The sequence below is a fragment of the Fibrobacter sp. UWT2 genome (assembly GCF_900142545.1).
Lineage (GTDB): Bacteria > Fibrobacterota > Fibrobacteria > Fibrobacterales > Fibrobacteraceae > Fibrobacter.
On record NZ_FRBF01000001.1, the window covers coordinates 136585 to 153099 of the forward strand.

Below are 16515 nucleotides of genomic sequence, written 5' to 3' on the forward strand. Positions count from 1 at the left end.
CCCTATACCTGTAAAATATATTCATTTCAATGAAAAAAAATAAGACCTTTTTCTAAAGAGTGGTGTCATTAATGTTTTTATCCACTTTATTTATAGGAAAATTATGTAAAATGTTGCTTGGTGTAGGGGAATTTCTATATTTGGCCGCAAATGAAAAGGCTACTTGATTTTGATAGTGAGCATTTGTGGCACCCATATGCGGCGCTGAAGAATACTCCGGCCAGGTTCCTTGCAAAATCCGCTCATGGAACGACGATTGAAACGGCCGACGGCTTAAAACTGATTGATGCGGTATCGAGTTGGTGGTGCATGGCGCACGGGCATAACGCCCCTGAAATCGTCGAGGCGATTCAGAAGCAGAGTGAAAAAATGTGCCATGTGATGTTTGGCGGCTTTACGCACGAACCTGCGATTGAACTTGGCGAAAAACTGGTGAATTTTTTACCGGAAGGTCTTAACAAGATTTTCTTTGCGGATTCAGGAAGCATCGCCGTGGAATGCAGCGCCAAAATGGCTGTGCAGTACCAGCATTCGCTGGGCCGCTCGGAGCGTTGCAAGTTGGTTGCCTTGAAGGGCGGCTACCACGGCGACACCGCAGGCGCGATGGCTCTTTCTGACCCTGACGGAATGCATACGCTTTTCCGCGGAATCATGCCGCATCATTATTTTGCGGAACGCCCGAATTGCCGATTTGACGAGGCTTGGAATCAGGCGGATTTTGCTTCGATGGAGCGCGTTGTCGAGGAGCATAAGGATGAAATCGCTGCCGTGATTTGCGAGCCCGTGTTTCAGGGTGGAAACGGTATGTGGCTTTACAATGCGGGCTACTTGAAGGCGCTTCGCGAACTTTGCGACCGCTACGGCATCCTGTTGATTCTGGACGAAATCGCTTCGGGTTTTTATCGCACGGGCCCGCGATTTGCGATGAGTCATGGTGGTGTGAAGCCGGATATCATGTGCATCGGTAAGGCGCTCACGGGCGGAAGCATTACCATGGCGGCCTGCGTTGCGTCCGAGAAGGTTGCCGAAACGATTACGAATGGCAAAATTCCGGCCTTTATGCATGGCCCGACGTACATGGCGAATCCGTTGGCATGTGCCGCGGGAATTGCTTCGCTTTCGCTGTTTGAAGGTCGCGATTATGCCACGAGTGTTGCTCGGATTGAAAAGCGCTTGAAGCAGAATCTGGAGCCGCTCCGTGCGCTTGAAAATGCGGCGGATGTGCGAGTACTTGGTGCAATTGGTGTCTTGGAACTGAAGGTGAAACCTTCGGCGGACGATATTCTGCATGTGATTCGCGAAACTGGCGTGTGGCTTAGGCCATTCTGCAATTACGTTTACACGATGCCTCCGCTTATTACGACTGATTCTGAAGTTGACCGCATTTGCGAAGCCATCAAGATGATTGGTGAGTGTGAACCCGCGCCTGTCGTAGAAGGTGAAGACGAATTTCACGAATAAGGAGATGCCCGGTCATGCCGGGCATGACAAAGTGAATGGAATACTATAGCTTGAAAATGCGTGCCTCGCAGCAGGTGGGCGAAGGCAAACAGAAACACGAACAGCATATTTCCGGTGCCGAACGCATTGTGGGCCGGGACTCCGTAGAGGCAGTGTGTACGGCGATGGTACGCCGCGCCATGAATCATTCCAAGGGCGACCCGGATTTTATCAACGTGAAAATCGAAAAGGTTCACGAAAACGATATTCGGATTTTGAAGGCTTTGCCTGTAACGCGCTTTGATGTAGATACGTGGCAGGAAGGGCTGGACAAGGCTTTTGGACTGATCACTCCGCTGATGGGCTCTGGCTGCGGGCTCCGTGAAAAGTTGCAGGAACTCTTGCGGGTGACTTTCCCGATGCGTGGCGCGATGCTGTACGATATCTCGACGGGCGAACGCCTGGAACCAGACCACGAACGCGGAGTGCGTGCGACTTATATGGATGCTCTGCATTCGAGCGAAGTCGATGGCTGCAAGAATCACTTTAACGAAGCGATTGTGCTTGCGACCAAGGTGGCGAATGCTCCCGGAATGGTGGCGGAATTCTGCGTGAGCGATGACCCGAATTACGTGACGGGCTATGTCGCGAGCAAGGAACTCGGCTATGTGCGCATTATGAAGATGAAGGAAATGGGCGATGAAAACGGAGGCCGCATTTTCCTGTTTGATTCGCGCAAGGCTTCTGCCGAAGAATGCATCGAGTACTTGCAGAAGAAAAAGGTATTAGTGGATGTCTCCGCAAGTCATCCTGGAACGAAGTGACGGGATCCAGAGAAAATTAGCATGAAAGAGAAAATTTTAGACTTATTTACAAGAGATGCGTTAGAGACTGCGCGGGCGAATAATACTTATCGCTCGATGCGCTTGATGGAAACGCCTGAATCGTCGCGTGTGAAGATCCGTATGCCCAATGGCGTTTCGCAGGAACAGGTTCTGCTTGCGTCTAATTCTTATCTGGACCTCGCGAACATCGATGAACTCAAGCAGGCGATGGCCCAGGCTGTTTTGGAGTGGGGGACTGGTAGCGGTGGGGCTCGGCTTACGACGGGCAACAAGACTCCGCATCAGGAATTGGAAGAGTTTATCGTAAAATTTAAGGGCGAAGAATCCGCTATCACGTTCAATACGGGCTATATGGCGAACATCGGCACGATTTCGGCTTTGTGCGGCAAGAACGACTTTATCTTTAGCGATGAACTGAATCACGCCAGCATTATCGATGGTATTCGCCTTTCCCGCGCCAAGTGCTTTGTCTATAAGCACAACGATATGGCGGATTTGCGGCGTGTGATTCAAGAAGCGGATAAGTCTAGAACGGGCGAGTCTGCGTTGCCGGTTCCTCGTAAGCTCATCGTGACCGATGCAGTATTCAGCATGGACGGCGACCTCGCGAATCTGCCGGAACTTCTGCGCATCGCGAAAGAAACGGATTGCCTCTTAATGATCGATGAAGCTCACGCCACGGGCGTGCTCGGCAAGACCGGGCGCGGGCTTGCCGAACACTACGGCTGTGCTCACGCCGATGTAACCGTCGGGACTTTGAGCAAAGCCGTCGCCGCCGAAGGCGGCTTCGTGGCGGGTAAGCAGCAACTGATTGATTTTCTCCGCAACAAGTCTCGCAGCTTTATCTTTACGACGGCGATGGCTCCTGCTGTTGCCGCGGCAGCCTGCAATAACTTGCGCTACATCGATACGCATCCTGAACGCGTACAAAATCTGCGTGATAACGTGAAATTTTTCTGCGATGCCTTGCAACGCGAGGGCGTGAACGTTGAACTGTCTCCTTCGGCGATTGTTCCGATTGTCATCGGCGACGAAGCGAAGGCGATGCAGATTTCTGCGAAGCTTCAGGAACAGGGAATCCTGATTCCTGCGATTCGCTATCCGACGGTCGCCAAGGGGCAGGCCCGCTTGCGCGCAAGCCTGATGGCAACACATACGCGAGAACAACTTCAAACCGCTGCGTCCATAATTGCGCAGGCGGTAAAAGAGGGTGTATGAATAAGGGATATTTCGTTACAGCAACAGGGACCGATGTCGGTAAAACTTTTGTGACCGCCCTTCTCGTTAAAAAGTGGCGTGATTCTGGTATCGATGCGGGCTATTACAAGGCCGCCCTCAGTGGCGCTGAATTCCGCGACGGCAAATGGGTCGCCGGTGACGCCGATTACGTGAAACGCATTGCGAATCTTCCCGATACGCAGGAACAGCTCGTGAGCTATGTCTATAAAGAAGCGGTCTCTCCGCATCTCGCTGCCCGCAAAGAGGGAAATCCCGTGGAATTGGCGAAAGTCAAAGCCGATTTTGAAACTGCCTGCGCTCGCCACGAGTTCATTTTTGCCGAAGGTAGCGGGGGAATCATTTGCCCCATCCGCTATGATGGCCAAAAGATTTTCCTCGAAGACATAATCAAGACCGTGAATCTCCCGATTCTCGTAGTGACGACGGCGGCGCTCGGCTCCATTAACGCCTGCGTGCTCACGGTAGAATATGCTCGTAGCCGCGGCCTAGACATCCGCGGGCTCATCGTGAATCGCTACGGCTCTAGTGGCAACCTGGAAATGGAAGATGACAATATCCGCATGATGCAGGATTTGACGGGCCTCGAAATCCTAGCAAAAATAAAAGACGGCGACACCGACCTAGGCGTGCAACCGTTTTAAAGTTCGATATAATGCGGGATAATGTCCTCGTAGTTCCCATCCTTGAGTAGGAAACCCTTGGGGATCACGCCGAGTTGGGTAAAGCCGAGCTTCTTGTATAGCTTGAGTGCTGACGTATTCGTCGCGACGACGGCGTTGAATTGCAAAATCCTGAAGCCGATTTCCTTTGCCTTCGCGAGGCAATCCTTCACGAGAAATTCACCGATGTGCTGGCCGCGCTTGTTCTTCTTGACGGCGTAACTTGCGTTTGAAATGTGCCCGCATCGCCCGACATTGTTCGGGTGGAGAATGTAGAGCCCGACCACTTCGCCGGAGTCCACATCGATAGCGATGCCCGTGAATGACTGCGACTTGAAAAAGGCGTCTCCCGTCTGCGGGTCAAGCAAATCCATTTGCGGAAACGCGATGCCGTCTTCGACAATGTCGTTCCAGATTTCAATCGCGTCGTTGATATACTTTGTATTATATTGTTCAATTTTAAGCATGAGAATGATCTCCTTTTTTTATTCCCCCAGCACGTGCCGGAGCGTGTCGAGGAAAAGTTCGCCCGCCCGCGTGAACTGCTGGCCCCGCCGCCAAATGATGTACATGTTGGTGGTGAGCTCGGGCATGAGCGGCCTGAAACACAGGCGCGAACTGCGGCTCGTATCCACCAGGCCGTCGAAAGTGAGCAGGTAGCCCGTGCCCTCTTTGGCAAGCACCGAACCGTTGTACGAAAGATCCAGCCCCACAATCACGTTCAGCCTCGAAATATCGTCGCCGAACCATTTCGGCAAATCCGCCACCATCGCCTGGCGCGACGCCAACAGCGGCTTGTCGAGCAAGTCCTTCGGCTCAATAAAATCCCGCTTGGCCAAAGGATCGTCGCGGCGCATCACCACGCCCCAGCGGTCCACCGAACGCACCGCAAGGCAGTTGTACTTTTCCAAATCAACGTTATCTACAACCACCGCGAAATCGAAAATGCCCTTGTCCAGCTTTTCCAGGGCGCGCTCGCTGTCGCCCGAATATAAGTTGTACTTAATCTTCGGATAGTCGTCCTGGAGAATCCCGATGCACTTCGAAAGAAAATTCACGTTCCGCGATTCCGCGCAGGCAATGGCGATTTCACCCACCACCTCGTCTTCCTTCAGCGACTTGAAATCCTGCACCGTCCTGTCCGCCATCGAAAGGATGTCCTCTGCACGCTCCCGCAAGAGTTCCCCCGCAGGCGTCAGCCGAATCGCGTAGTTCGTGCGCTCGAAAAGCTTCTCGCCCAGTTCCTCCTCCAACTCCTTGAGCTGGCGACTTACCGTCGGCTGCGTCACGCAAAGATTATCCGCCGCGCGCGAGACATTCCCCAACCGCGCCGCCTCCAGAAAATACCGCAAAACTCGAAGTTCCATACCCGAAAACTAATAAAATTCAAGCCCCGCAGGTATGAAATTGTAAAAATAATGCCCGAAAGGAATAACTAAGGCTTGTGAAAGCTTATTTTCTATGCCTTATAAGCATATCTAGTTATGAAAACAAAGTATTTGCAATATCTAAAAAATGAAGGTATATTTGAACATGTAAAGACTTCAACCGAGAGGAACCTATGAAAAAAGTATTGGTCTTGTCCAGCAGCTTGCGCAAGGGAAGCAACTCCGAAACCCTGGCGCAGGAGTTCGCGAAGGGTGCCGCCGAGGCGGGCAACAAGGTGGATTTCGAATCGTTGCGCGGCAAGAAGATCGGCTTTTGCATGGGCTGCCTCGCTTGCCAGAAGAAGGGCAAGTGCGTCATCAAGGACGACGCTCCCGCCATCACCAAGAAGATGGAATCGGCTGATGTCATCGTGTTCGCGACGCCGATTTACTATTACGAGATGAGCGGCCAGCTCAAGACGATGCTCGACCGCGCAAATTCCCTCTATTCCAGCGATTACAAGTTCCGCGAGATTTACCTGCTCACGTCTGCCGCCGACACCGACGCGAAGGCCATGAACATCGCGAAGCGCGGCATTGGCGGATGGATTGCCTGTTTTGACGGCGTGAAGCTCAAGGGCGCCCTCTGCGCCACGGGTGCCGAAAGCGCAGGCGATGTCAAGAAGAATTCCGCGCTCCTGAAAAAAGCGTTCGCCATGGGAAAGAAAGCTTAACCACAAGGAGATAAATCATGAAATCCAAATTCTTTAAAGCGGCGTTTGCCGTGGTTTCCGCATGCACCCTGATGGCATGCTGCCCCGAAAAAGAAAACAACGCCGCGCATGATGCGGCCAAAACCGCCGCACCGGCAACAGAAGCGGCACAACAGACAAAGGACGAAAATATGAACAAGCTCACGCTCACCGCCGAATGGGACAAGGTTTTCTCCAAGAGCGACAAGGTCGAACATTCCAAGGTCACTTTCAAGAACCACTTTGGCATTGAACTCGCCGCCGACATGTTCGTGCCCATGGACACGAGCCTCAAGGTGAACGGCAAGTTCCCGGCGATTGCAGTCTCGGGCCCGTTCGGAGCCGTCAAGGAACAGTCCAGCGGCCTTTACGCCCAACAGATGGCGGAACGCGGATTCCTGACCATCGCATTCGACCCGAGCTTCACTGGCGAATCGGGCGGCGAGCCGCGCTACATGAACAGCCCGGACATCAACACCGAAGACTTCATGGCGTCCGTGGATTTCCTCTCGACTCGAGACGACGTTGACCCGGAACGCATCGGCATCATCGGCATTTGCGGCTGGGGCGGCATGGCGATTAACGCCGCCGGCATTGACACCCGCGTAAAGGCGACGGTTGCTTCGACCATGTACGACATGAGCCGCGTGACCGCAAACGGCTACTTCGATTCCGCCAACAACGCCGATGCCCGTAACGAAGCCCGCAAGGCTTTGATGGCCCAGCGCACCAAGGATTTCAAGAACGGCACATACGACCTGGCCGGCGGCGTGGTGGACCCGCTCCCGGCCGACGCTCCTTACTTTGTCAAGGATTACTACGCCTACTACAAGACTCCGCGCGGCTACCACAAGCGCTCCCTCAACAGCAACAAGGGTTGGGCCGCCTCCGCAGGCACCTCGCTCATGAACACGAAACTCCTCGCATATGCCGACGAAATCCGTAACCCGGTGCTCATCATCCACGGCGAAAAGGCCCATAGCCGCTACTTCGGCGAAGGCGCGTTCGAAAAGATGACCGGCAAGAAGGCGAACGTCCCCGCAAAACTCGACGCCACCAAGAACTGGAGCAAGACCGTCGGCAACAAGGAACTCCTCGTCATCCCCGGAGCCTCCCACGTGGACCTCTACGACAACCTGGAAAAAATCCCCTTCGAAAAGCTGAACGAATTCTTCAAGACGAACTTGAAGTAAGCAAAATCCATCTAACCGCGACGATTATCGCTGCTGTCCAAGGTCACAAATTGTGACCTTGGTTGCTTTTTGAGATTATTTACGGCTCAGTTAGAAATTGCAGCTTCCCGGCGTGCGTCGCGGTACTTGTGCAGGCCTAGCATCACGCGGCGTGCAATCGGTTGCGCGATCAAGATTTCTACCGCAAGCGAAATGGCAAAGTTACGAGGCCACTTGTAAAAGAAGTTTACCAACGGCTCCATTGTAATTTCGCGGTTTCCGACCCAGGTACCTACAATCGTCAAGATGATGGACATCAGGAAAACCGTGCACATAATGTTGAGTGTAATCACTGCGTGGAAGCTGTCGCCTTTCTGCGTGAGTTTTGAAGTCAAGAACGCCGCAGGCTTGTACGTGACAAGCACCGTCGCGATGACGCACGGCCAGAGTATCGGCATAATCGGGAATACGTGCGCCCAACTTTCCATGCTAAAGCCCATCTCGAAACAGGTGATGAGCGGCGCGATGATGTTCATCGAGATAATCGAAAGCGTCACGAGAAAAAGGGTGAATTCGCGTTTGCAGCGCGGGAGTTTCATGTAAAAGTCCATTTTAACCTCTTTTGTTGCGGGCCCTGCGCAATAAAAAAGGCGCAAAACCCTGATGTTTGAGTTTCACGCTGAACCATTATACGCAATGAAATTTCGTGCCCATAAATAAAAATATTTTTTGGCTTTGTCAAGAACTTGCCAACGGAAAAATTTTTTCCTAAATTCGCTTGCGAAATCAACGTGTAGCGGTCCCGCATAAGTCCAGTTGTAAGGCTTTGCGGGCTTTTTTTATGGCGATTCCGTGCGGTTTCGCCAAGAGGAATTTATGAGCGGAAAACAGAAATTCACTTTCCTTATGCTGCTGCTTGGACTGCTTTCGGCATTTGGCCCCTTCGTGACAGACCTTTACTTGCCGGCCCTGCCGAGCCTTGCCGATTACTTTGCGGCAAGCCCATCGATGGCGCAACTGAGCCTCACCATGAGCATGCTCGGGCTTTCGGTGGGGCAACTCTTTGTAGGCCCGCTGAGCGACAAGTACGGCCGCAAAAAGTTGTTGCTAGTTTGTCTGTTGCTTTTTGTTTGCGGGACTGTCGCCTGCATTGTCGCACCGAACATCGTAACCTTCAACGTGTTTCGTTTGTTGCAGGGCATGGCGGCGTCCGGCGGCATCGTGATAGCGCGTTCCATTTCGGCGGATTCCTACCGTGGTCCCGTCCTCACCAAGTTCCTTGCCATGGTGAGCGCGGTGAACGGGGTCGCTCCGATTATAGCCCCGGTGCTAGGCGGATTCTTGCTGAATTTCATGAGCTGGAAGGGAACTTTCGCTGTGTTACTCCTGTATGGGGCTCTGCTGCTCTTTATGTTAGGGAAATTCCAGGAATCGCTCCCGGCAAAACGACGCAGCAAAAAATCTGTCTTTGCGAGCTTTAGCTTGTATGCAAAAGTATTCAAGAACCGCGCCTACGTATCGTATTTCTTGGTATGCACATTCCCGATGATTATCTTGTTCGGGTATATCGCGTCTTCGCCGTTTATCTACCAAAAAATCTACGGCCTTTCGCCTGTCGGCTTTAGTCTGTGCTTTGCGCTGAACGCCGTTTTCACGGCCATCGGTTGCGCGTTGTCGGGTAAAGTCGGCAACGAATTCAAGGCCCTTAAAATCGCGGGTACGGGAATGTTCGTTTTCGCAATTGCTGTTGCTGCCGCACTCATGACGCACGCTTTACTCCCGCTTCTGCAGGTCGCCTTCATGGGGCTTACGTTCATGTTCGGCATGAGTCAGCCCCCGGCAAGCGCATTGGCATTGAATGCGGAACGCGCAAATGCAGGCACCGCAGCCGCGGCCATCGGGGCATCGGGCTTCTTGATGGGCGGAATCGTCTCTCCGCTGGTCGGCATGGGCGACATTGCCACAAGTGTTTCGATCGTCCTAGTTGTGGGTGCCGTTTTGACGCTTGTTTCGGTTCTCGCCATCGGTTCACTATGCGCAAAAGGCATAGTGAGTCATAGCAAATAAGTATTTTGAATTGCTTGCACAATTATTTATATTGTGTATATGCGAAACATTGTCCTTATAGCGTTGTTCTTTCTGGTGGCTTGCAGCGATGCCGCGAACCATTCAACACAACCTGAAACCCAGACGCCGAAATCGTCCGCCAATTCATCCGCTCAAACGGAGGCTCCCGTGAAACTCAAGATCCATGTGAACGATACCACCTTCACGGCAACGCTCGAAGAAAATTCCTCGGCCGAGGCCTTCGCCGAATTTCTCATGCAGGGCGACATGACGCTCGACATGCACGACTACGGCAGTTTCGAGAAGGTGGCCGACCTGCCGCGCAGTTTCCCGCGTAACGACAAGCAAATCGACACCGATGCAGGCGACATCATCCTTTACCAGGGCAATTCCATCACCATCTACTACGACAAGAATTCCTGGAACTTCACCCGCCTGGCCCGTATTGACAACGTGAACAAGAAACGCCTCCAGCAGATCCTCGGCAAAGGGAACGTGAAGGCGACATTCTCGGTGGAATAAACAGCGAAAGCTCTAACTAACCCTTGTTTTTGTAACCAAATTTTTATTTTAAATTTCTAGTTGTTCTATTGACATTACAACGACAATTGGATATATTTTGTGTTGTAACAATTAAAGAACAATAAAAAAAATAAAAAAGGGCATGACCCAAGGAGACTCAAAATGGAAAAGAACAACTTCAAGACCGTAAAACTTGGTAAGGGTGTCATGGAAATCTACGATTTCGGCGCGGTCAAGCTGCATGCCTACAAGACAAATGACCTGATAACCGACGAATGTTTCTTGCTGGAAAAGGGCGGCAAGATGTTCATGGTCGAAGCCCCCTGTTTCTTCGACAACATTAGGGAACTGGAAGCCTACATCAAGGGCCTTTCGGTAGAATTCGTGGGAACGGTGATTGCCTACCATGGCGCGGGCGCGACCTTCATGAAGGGTGCTCCCGTGTACAGCACCCGCCATGCCGACGATTACAACCATAACGGAGGCGGTGCGGCCCTGGTCAAGAATTTCACGGCGGCTTTTGGCGATGCTTTTGACAGCTCCATTTACGCGACGACAGACTTTATCGAAGGCGAGAATTTGAATCTCGCGGGCATCGACATGCGCATTGTCGCGACCCAGGAGGCATTCGATATCGAATTTCCCGAAATCAACGTTGTCTACACCCACATGATGGGCCACGACGTCCATTCCATCGTGGCAGGGAGCAAGCACGCCGATGCCATCATCGCGCAGCTCACGGATTACATCGATCGCGGAATTTCCCTGATTCTCACGTCACACTACACGGTGGAAAATCTGGAAGATGCGCGTGCTAAAATCCAGTACCTGAAGGTGATGAAGAATATTGCCCTCAAGAACGTGAACCCGGCGGCATTCAAGAGCGCCATGAAGCAGGAATTCGCGAACTACTCCGGCGAAAATTACCTGGACATGACGGCGGGAATGTTCTACAAATAGGCCAAGGCACGCGTGATCGCGGGCAACAATTGTTAAATTGTGGATTATGAAAGTCAGCGTTCGTTTTACGGCGGCGGTCCATACCTTGCTTTGCATCCACTTCTTCGAGGGTGCGGAACGGGTGACCTCGGAATTCATATCGGGCAGCACCGGCGTGAATGCGGTCATCATCCGCAAGGTCCTTTTGCAGTTGCAAAAGGCGGGCCTGGTAGAGACGGCTCCTGGCGTAGGGGGCTCTCACCTTGCGCGTCCTGCCGACAAGATAACGCTCCTGGATGTCTACAAGGCCATCAACGATAACGACGAGGAACGGATCGTCTTCAGTTTCCACCCGGAACCGAATCCGCTGTGCCCTGTAGGCAGGAACATCCATCGCCTGTTGGACCCGGCCCTGAATTCGGCGCAGACGGCTCTGGAAATGGAACTGGAGAAGACGACCCTGAAGGGCCTCGCCGCACAACTCAAGACCGCCCCTGAGTCATCCGGGAGGAAACATGAACCAAGCAGAGCGCAGACTATTCCTGATAAAGTATCTACTGGCGGAAAGTCCCAGGTACAGCGGCACGACCATCCCCGCGGACGCCGAAGGACAGAAAATCCTGCTGCGTTCCTTGATGAACGTGCGGGAGGCCGCCCCCGCAAGCGATGAATTCTACAGGATTCAGGACGAATACCTGCAGGAATCCATCCGTGACCGCGGAATAACGGATGTCGCGGACATCGAAAGTATCGGCAGGCGCTTCAGCGCAGGTGCGCCGGACTTGTTTGGCGATTCCTTGTTCCTGTGGCGCGGCGACATCACCACCCTCAGGGTGGATGCAATCGTGAATGCGGCCAACAGCGGCATGACGGGTTGCTGGCAGCCTTGCCACAGCTGTATCGACAACTGCATCCACACTTTCGCGGGAGTTCGTCTCCGTAGCGCTTGCGACGCCCTGATGAAACGGCAAGGGCACCCCGAACCCACGGGACAGGCGAAAATCACGCCGGCCTACAACCTGCCCTGCAAATACGTGTTGCACACGGTGGGGCCAATCGTGGGCTACGGCCTTACGGAACGGGACTGCAAGTTGCTGGAATCGTGCTACAGGAACTGCCTCGATGTTGCGGCCCGGAATGGTGTGGAATCTGTCGCCTTCTGCTGTATTTCTACAGGCGTATTCCGTTTCCCGCCGGAACGTGCTGCCCAAATCGCGGTGGATACGGTGCTGGAATGGAAACGCCGTTCGCAAAAACCCATGAAGGTTGTCTTCAACGTTTTCAGTGAAAAGGACGAGGCTATCTATGCGCGGATTTTCGAAAAGTTCAACGGATGATTTTTCTGCCGAAGTGCCGAGACTGAAAGAGGCGCTGGCAAGGGCGGATGCCGTCGTCGTGGGCGCGGGCGCCGGACTTTCGACATCGGCGGGATTTACCTATTCCGGGGAACGCTTTGTCAAGTACTTCGCTGACTTTTCTGTAAAGTACGGCTTTTCGGACATGTATTCCGGCGGCTTTTTTCCTTACGGCACACCCGAAGAAAAGTGGGCCTTCTGGAGCCGCTATGTCATGATAAACCGTTATATGGCCGCCCCGAAACCCGTCTACGAAAATCTCCTGAAAATCCTACAGGATAAGGATTACTTTGTCCTTACCACCAACGTGGACCACTGTTTTCAAAAGGCGGGCTTTGACAAGGATCGGCTTTTTTACACCCAGGGCGATTACGGGCTTTTCCAATGCAGTAAGCCATGCCACCCCTGCACCTACGACAACGAAAAGCAGATTCGTGCCATGTTCGATGCCCAGAAATTTTCGGAAGAAACGGGATTGTTCGGCGCCATGACCGTCCCTGCGGAACTGTTGCCCAGGTGCCCCATTTGCGGCCGCCCCATGTCCATGAACCTGCGCTCTGATTCCACCTTCGTAGAAGACGACGGCTGGCATCGTGCTGCAAAACGTTACCGCGAATTTCTCGACAGATGTAACGCCATGCGCGGCGGAAACGTGCTGTTCCTGGAACTGGGCGTAGGCATGAACACCCCCGGAATCATCAAGTACCCGTTCTGGCAAATGACCGCCCTGAATTCGAACGCCACCTACGCCTGCATCAACTACGGACAGGCCTACGCTCCCGACGATATCGGAACCCGCTCGATAAGCATCGACAGCGATATCGGCGAGGTGGTGGCGTCTCTCTTCTAGTGCTCTAGTCGGTGTTCCCGTCGCAACCTGAAACTCAGACGCCAAAATCGTCCGCCAATTCATCCGCTCAAACGGAGGCTCTCGTGAAACTTAAAATCTATGTGAACGATACCACCTTCACGGCGACGCTCGAAGAAAATTCCTCGGCAAAGGGAACGTGAAGGCTACTTTCTCGGTGGAATAAACGTTTTCTTGTCACCTCAAGAAAAAAGATACAATTATTCTCTTGCTTTTTTTTAATAATGTTTGTATATTTACGAACAACGAACAGGAACCGAAATGGCCAAAAAAAGCAAATACTGTGAAGAAACCGAGACTTTGGCGAGGTATGCCAAGGCTTTGGCGCATCCCGCACGCATAAGTATCATGCAGTTCTTGGCCAAGCGCAATACCTGCTATTTTGGCGATATCCACGAAGAACTGCCCATTGCGAAGGCCACGGTTAGCCAGCATTTAAAGGAACTAAAAGAGGCCGGTTTGATCCAGGGTGAAATCGAAACGCCCAAGGTCAAGTACTGTATAAACAAAAAAAACTGGAAAAAGGCCCAGGCACTGTTCGGTGATTTTTTCAATAAGGATTTTTGCGATAGGGGATGCGATTGCTAAAAAATTTTACCATATATGTTCGTTATTCTACGAACTACAAACAAAAAAAGAGGAAATAATGAAAAACATAAAAATACTCATGAGCCAGTGTGGCTGCAACATTGCTTTCGCCGAATCTGTTGAAAAAATCGTTAAGGAATCGGGCCTAGATGCTTCAGTTTCCCGCATTGACGATGTTGTCCAAATGCTTCCGTACAATGTCATGACTTTACCCGCGCTTGTTATCGATGAACGGCTTGTGTCCACAGGTAAAATTAGCGAAGATAAAATAAAAGAACTTATCAAAGGTGAAATATGAAGATACTCTTTCTTTGTACAGGCAACAGGTGCCGTAGTCAAATGGCCGAAGGATTTCTCAAGGCACTGGATTCGTCGTTGACCGTATGTTCTGCAGGAACGTTTCCGGCAAAGAACGTGCATCCGACTGCAATCGAAGTGATGAAGGAACGAGAGGTTGACATTTCCCTTAATAAGCCAAAAAATGTATCGCAGTATCTTGATACATCGTGGGACTACGTTGTCACCGTCTGCGACAAGGCGAAAGAAAGTTGTCCGATTTTTTTTGGGGCAGTCAAGAACAGAATTCATCTTGGCTTTGATGATCCTGACGCGTTCAGAGGGACTGAAACCGAAATTCTGCAGGAATTTCGTCGTGTAAGGGATGAAATAGACATGGCAGTAAGGGCTTTCTATGATACAATTATTCACCGATAATCTTGTTTACAACATCATTGGATTGGATGGCTCGTCTCCTTTGGGTTCGACGATAAATTTCTTCGTTTACGACAGCCTCAAAATTATCCTGATATTGCTTTTTATTAGTTTCCTGATGGGGCTGCTGAATACATTTTTCCCGATTGAGGCGATTCGCAATTTTTTGTCGTCGCATCGTTTGTACGGAGTCCAATATTTCCTCGCCGCAATCTTCGGAGCGGTTACCCCTTTCTGCTCATGTTCCAGTATTCCCCTGTTCATCGGTTTTGTCAGGGGCGGCATCCCCCTTGGCGTCACGTTCAGTTTTCTTATAACATCGCCACTTGTAAACGAGGTCGCTGTTGCCATGCTTGCGGGAACATTCGGATTGAAAGTGACTGTGATTTATGTAGGTTCCGGCGTGTTTCTTGGAACATTTTTAGGGATGTTCCTGGAACGGTTCAAACTGGAAAGATTTCTAAGCGAATGGGTGAAAAATTTGCAGCGGACAAACGAATCCGTCAATAACGATTCAAAGCCATGTAGCCTTAAGCAAAGATTCGTTCAAGTACTGCAGAAAATACCCCAAGTAGCAAGGGATGCCCTTGGTGTAACGCGTTCGGTTTTGCCCTATGTGCTTGCTGGCATTGCAATCGGCGCATTAATGCACGGTTATGTTCCTTCGGGATTTTTTGAAGAATACCTGTCAAAAGACAAATGGTTTGCCGTTCCCCTGGCGGTAATTCTTGCCGTTCCCATGTACGCAAATGCAGCTGGAGTTATTCCCATTGTCGAGGTTCTTGTTCAAAAGGGTGTCGCTCTTGGCACGGCTCTTGCCTTTATGATGGCCGTTGTGGGACTCTCGCTCCCCGAAGCCATGCTTTTGAAAAAGGTCATGACACTTAAGCTGATATTTGTCTTTTTCGGAACGGTTACAGCGGCAATCATCGTTCTTGGGATCGGTTACAATCTTTCTATAAGTTCCTGATTATTTAGTTTGTATATTTTATAAGGATGTATTTACGGAATATAGCGACATTTAAAAAGATATTGGTGCTTGTGCTGTTCACGGTATTTGCAAGTTTCGCACATGCTGAAACGCCCGCAGCCGATTCGACAAGCGTGGATTCCGCAGCCATCAATAGCGCACAAAAGCTTTCTCCGCTCAACCATCTGGGCCATAACATGTTGCTGAGTGCGTTCGGCTGGCCGCTCGGGTTCCACATGCTCGGCGGAGCGCTTACGTACAAGTTCTCGATGGAAAACAACGACCTGATGGTGGCCCGTTTTGCGGCACGTCAGGATCAACTTGTTTACGGCATTGCGTTCACTCCCGGCATGATGATGGGGACATTCTTCCCGATTCTTGTTCCGGGCTACATGTACTTTATCAGCGACAACCGCGCGCTGAACAACACCGGTGCAGTCGCCGTGCAGGCCACCGCCGTGGCTTTCCTCTACAACAACATCCTCAAGGCGATTTCGGCCCGCGAGCACCCTGACGCAGAACTCAACAGCGGCGAGCGTTCCCGCGATTTCAAGTGGGGATTTTTTAGGCGCGGCGTCTTTTACGGCTGGCCCTCGGGGCATTCCATGACCAACGCGGCCATGGCCATGAGCATCGCAAGCTACAACCGCGACAAGCCCCTCGTCGTGGCGGGCTGCGCCCTGTATGCAGGCTACATCGCGACAAGCATGGTGCTTGGCGCAAAAGGCGAAGCCCACTGGTTCTCCGACGCCGTCGCGGGCACCCTGATGGGAGCCTCCATCGGCTGGTACATCGGCAGCGTGTTCTACAAGGATAAACTCGGCGAAAAGCAGACCCCGCCCAAATTCACCATCGCCCCGCTATTCTACGACGACATCAAAGGCGCCGTGCTCAGCGTGAGAATATAAGTCAAACGCCTGGTACACAACCTTGTGGACCGACGAAAGAGAAAAAATGCATAAACCACTTGACAATCGCGTTCTGGTAATTTTATTGGAAAATGTCTCTTGCGTCGCCAGCC

The 16515-nt window shown here is 51.8% G+C and carries 19 protein-coding genes and 1 pseudogene; 17 read left to right on the top strand and 3 right to left on the bottom strand.

Annotated elements, in window-relative coordinates; genetic code table 11:
• Positions 1-150 precede the first annotated feature (150 nt).
• The 4 genes from bioA (at position 151) to bioD (ending at position 4165) form a co-directional block, all read left to right on the top strand.
• Positions 151-1461 carry an adenosylmethionine--8-amino-7-oxononanoate transaminase gene (bioA, locus tag BUA40_RS00550; RefSeq protein WP_072797208.1) on the top strand — a complete coding sequence of 437 codons (1311 nt, stop codon included), beginning with the start codon at positions 151-153 and terminating at the stop codon, positions 1459-1461.
• Positions 1462-1496: 35 nt separating this feature from the next.
• On the top strand, positions 1497-2264 hold the full coding sequence (locus tag BUA40_RS00555) for a 6-carboxyhexanoate--CoA ligase (RefSeq protein WP_072797209.1): 768 nt from the start codon (positions 1497-1499) through the stop codon (positions 2262-2264).
• Between the two features lie 96 nt (positions 2265-2360).
• Complete coding sequence (bioF, locus tag BUA40_RS00560) at positions 2361-3503, top strand: 8-amino-7-oxononanoate synthase (protein ID WP_255369139.1); 1143 nt, start codon at positions 2361-2363, stop codon at positions 3501-3503.
• Positions 3500-4165, top strand: coding sequence for a dethiobiotin synthase (gene bioD / locus BUA40_RS00565; protein ID WP_072797211.1), 666 nt, complete (start codon positions 3500-3502; stop codon positions 4163-4165). Before bioF ends, bioD begins: the two co-directional genes overlap by 4 nt.
• Here bioD and BUA40_RS00570 read toward each other — a convergent pair.
• Positions 4162-4650 carry a GNAT family N-acetyltransferase gene (locus BUA40_RS00570; protein WP_072797212.1) on the bottom strand — a complete coding sequence of 163 codons (489 nt, stop codon included), beginning with the start codon at positions 4648-4650 and terminating at the stop codon, positions 4162-4164. The two genes, bioD and BUA40_RS00570, sit on opposite strands and share 4 nt — an antisense overlap.
• A gap of 18 nt (positions 4651-4668) precedes the next feature.
• The gene (locus tag BUA40_RS00575; RefSeq protein ID WP_072797213.1) at positions 4669-5550 is read right to left on the bottom strand and encodes a LysR family transcriptional regulator; all 882 of its coding nucleotides are present in this window, start codon (positions 5548-5550) and stop codon (positions 4669-4671) included.
• Positions 5551-5744: 194 nt separating this feature from the next.
• Between BUA40_RS00575 and BUA40_RS00580 the strand changes: the two genes are divergently transcribed.
• Complete coding sequence (locus tag BUA40_RS00580) at positions 5745-6284, top strand: flavodoxin family protein (protein WP_072797214.1); 540 nt, start codon at positions 5745-5747, stop codon at positions 6282-6284.
• A gap of 17 nt (positions 6285-6301) precedes the next feature.
• Positions 6302-7495, top strand: coding sequence for an alpha/beta hydrolase (locus BUA40_RS00585; RefSeq protein WP_072797215.1), 1194 nt, complete (start codon positions 6302-6304; stop codon positions 7493-7495).
• An 86-nt stretch (positions 7496-7581) separates the two neighbouring features.
• On the opposite strand, the gene BUA40_RS00590 is transcribed toward BUA40_RS00585, so the two are convergent.
• Complete coding sequence (locus BUA40_RS00590; protein WP_072797216.1) at positions 7582-8085, bottom strand: DUF2798 domain-containing protein; 504 nt, start codon at positions 8083-8085, stop codon at positions 7582-7584.
• A 265-nt stretch (positions 8086-8350) separates the two neighbouring features.
• Here BUA40_RS00590 and BUA40_RS00600 point away from each other — a divergent pair, with 265 nt between their 5' ends.
• From BUA40_RS00600 to BUA40_RS00650, 11 genes and pseudogenes are all read left to right on the top strand, one after another.
• Positions 8351-9541: a Bcr/CflA family efflux MFS transporter gene (locus tag BUA40_RS00600; protein ID WP_072797218.1), complete on the top strand. Its 1191-nt coding sequence runs from the start codon at positions 8351-8353 to the stop codon at positions 9539-9541.
• Positions 9542-9580: 39 nt separating this feature from the next.
• A complete protein-coding gene (locus BUA40_RS00605) occupies positions 9581-10063 on the top strand; it encodes a cyclophilin-like fold protein (protein WP_255369140.1) in 483 nt (160 codons plus the stop codon).
• A gap of 162 nt (positions 10064-10225) precedes the next feature.
• The gene (locus tag BUA40_RS00610; protein ID WP_072797221.1) at positions 10226-11023 is read left to right on the top strand and encodes a hypothetical protein; all 798 of its coding nucleotides are present in this window, start codon (positions 10226-10228) and stop codon (positions 11021-11023) included.
• Between the two features lie 46 nt (positions 11024-11069).
• Positions 11070-11486, top strand: a pseudogene (locus BUA40_RS14715) (Rrf2 family transcriptional regulator); the annotation flags it as partial.
• A gap of 31 nt (positions 11487-11517) precedes the next feature.
• On the top strand, positions 11518-12339 hold the full coding sequence (locus BUA40_RS00620) for a protein-ADP-ribose hydrolase (protein WP_072797222.1): 822 nt from the start codon (positions 11518-11520) through the stop codon (positions 12337-12339).
• Positions 12308-13207 (top strand): SIR2 family NAD-dependent protein deacylase, encoded by a 900-nt coding sequence (locus BUA40_RS00625; RefSeq protein ID WP_072797223.1) that lies wholly within the window; start codon positions 12308-12310, stop codon positions 13205-13207. The genes BUA40_RS00620 and BUA40_RS00625 overlap by 32 nt, the downstream gene beginning before the upstream one ends.
• Positions 13208-13486: 279 nt before the next feature.
• Positions 13487-13813, top strand: a complete 327-nt coding sequence (locus BUA40_RS00630) for an ArsR/SmtB family transcription factor (protein WP_072797224.1) — start codon at positions 13487-13489, stop codon at positions 13811-13813.
• Between the two features lie 58 nt (positions 13814-13871).
• Positions 13872-14111: a thioredoxin family protein gene (locus BUA40_RS00635; RefSeq protein WP_083585204.1), complete on the top strand. Its 240-nt coding sequence runs from the start codon at positions 13872-13874 to the stop codon at positions 14109-14111.
• A 41-nt stretch (positions 14112-14152) separates the two neighbouring features.
• Positions 14153-14527 (top strand): arsenate reductase ArsC, encoded by a 375-nt coding sequence (locus BUA40_RS14840; protein ID WP_218588175.1) that lies wholly within the window; start codon positions 14153-14155, stop codon positions 14525-14527.
• Complete coding sequence (locus BUA40_RS00645) at positions 14505-15494, top strand: permease (protein ID WP_072797226.1); 990 nt, start codon at positions 14505-14507, stop codon at positions 15492-15494. The genes BUA40_RS14840 and BUA40_RS00645 overlap by 23 nt, the downstream gene beginning before the upstream one ends.
• A gap of 71 nt (positions 15495-15565) precedes the next feature.
• Positions 15566-16402 carry a phosphatase PAP2 family protein gene (locus tag BUA40_RS00650; RefSeq protein WP_178299487.1) on the top strand — a complete coding sequence of 279 codons (837 nt, stop codon included), beginning with the start codon at positions 15566-15568 and terminating at the stop codon, positions 16400-16402.
• The last annotated feature ends 113 nt before the right edge of the window (positions 16403-16515 follow it).

Bases quoted from the DNA above. Each gene is read 5' to 3' on its own strand.
- bioA (WP_072797208.1), top strand. From the start codon at position 151: ATGAAAAGGCTACTTGATTTTGATAGTGAGCATTTGTGGCACCCATAT.
- BUA40_RS00555 (WP_072797209.1), top strand. From the start codon at position 1,497: ATGGAATACTATAGCTTGAAAATGCGTGCCTCGCAGCAGGTGGGCGAA.
- bioF (WP_255369139.1), top strand. From the start codon at position 2,361: ATGCGCTTGATGGAAACGCCTGAATCGTCGCGTGTGAAGATCCGTATG.
- bioD (WP_072797211.1), top strand. From the start codon at position 3,500: ATGAATAAGGGATATTTCGTTACAGCAACAGGGACCGATGTCGGTAAA.
- BUA40_RS00570 (WP_072797212.1), bottom strand. From the start codon at position 4,650: ATGCTTAAAATTGAACAATATAATACAAAGTATATCAACGACGCGATT.
- BUA40_RS00575 (WP_072797213.1), bottom strand. From the start codon at position 5,550: ATGGAACTTCGAGTTTTGCGGTATTTTCTGGAGGCGGCGCGGTTGGGG.
- BUA40_RS00580 (WP_072797214.1), top strand. From the start codon at position 5,745: ATGAAAAAAGTATTGGTCTTGTCCAGCAGCTTGCGCAAGGGAAGCAAC.
- BUA40_RS00585 (WP_072797215.1), top strand. From the start codon at position 6,302: ATGAAATCCAAATTCTTTAAAGCGGCGTTTGCCGTGGTTTCCGCATGC.
- BUA40_RS00590 (WP_072797216.1), bottom strand. From the start codon at position 8,085: ATGGACTTTTACATGAAACTCCCGCGCTGCAAACGCGAATTCACCCTT.
- BUA40_RS00600 (WP_072797218.1), top strand. From the start codon at position 8,351: ATGAGCGGAAAACAGAAATTCACTTTCCTTATGCTGCTGCTTGGACTG.
- BUA40_RS00605 (WP_255369140.1), top strand. From the start codon at position 9,581: ATGCGAAACATTGTCCTTATAGCGTTGTTCTTTCTGGTGGCTTGCAGC.
- BUA40_RS00610 (WP_072797221.1), top strand. From the start codon at position 10,226: ATGGAAAAGAACAACTTCAAGACCGTAAAACTTGGTAAGGGTGTCATG.
- BUA40_RS00620 (WP_072797222.1), top strand. From the start codon at position 11,518: ATGAACCAAGCAGAGCGCAGACTATTCCTGATAAAGTATCTACTGGCG.
- BUA40_RS00625 (WP_072797223.1), top strand. From the start codon at position 12,308: ATGCGCGGATTTTCGAAAAGTTCAACGGATGATTTTTCTGCCGAAGTG.
- BUA40_RS00630 (WP_072797224.1), top strand. From the start codon at position 13,487: ATGGCCAAAAAAAGCAAATACTGTGAAGAAACCGAGACTTTGGCGAGG.
- BUA40_RS00635 (WP_083585204.1), top strand. From the start codon at position 13,872: ATGAAAAACATAAAAATACTCATGAGCCAGTGTGGCTGCAACATTGCT.
- BUA40_RS14840 (WP_218588175.1), top strand. From the start codon at position 14,153: ATGGCCGAAGGATTTCTCAAGGCACTGGATTCGTCGTTGACCGTATGT.
- BUA40_RS00645 (WP_072797226.1), top strand. From the start codon at position 14,505: ATGATACAATTATTCACCGATAATCTTGTTTACAACATCATTGGATTG.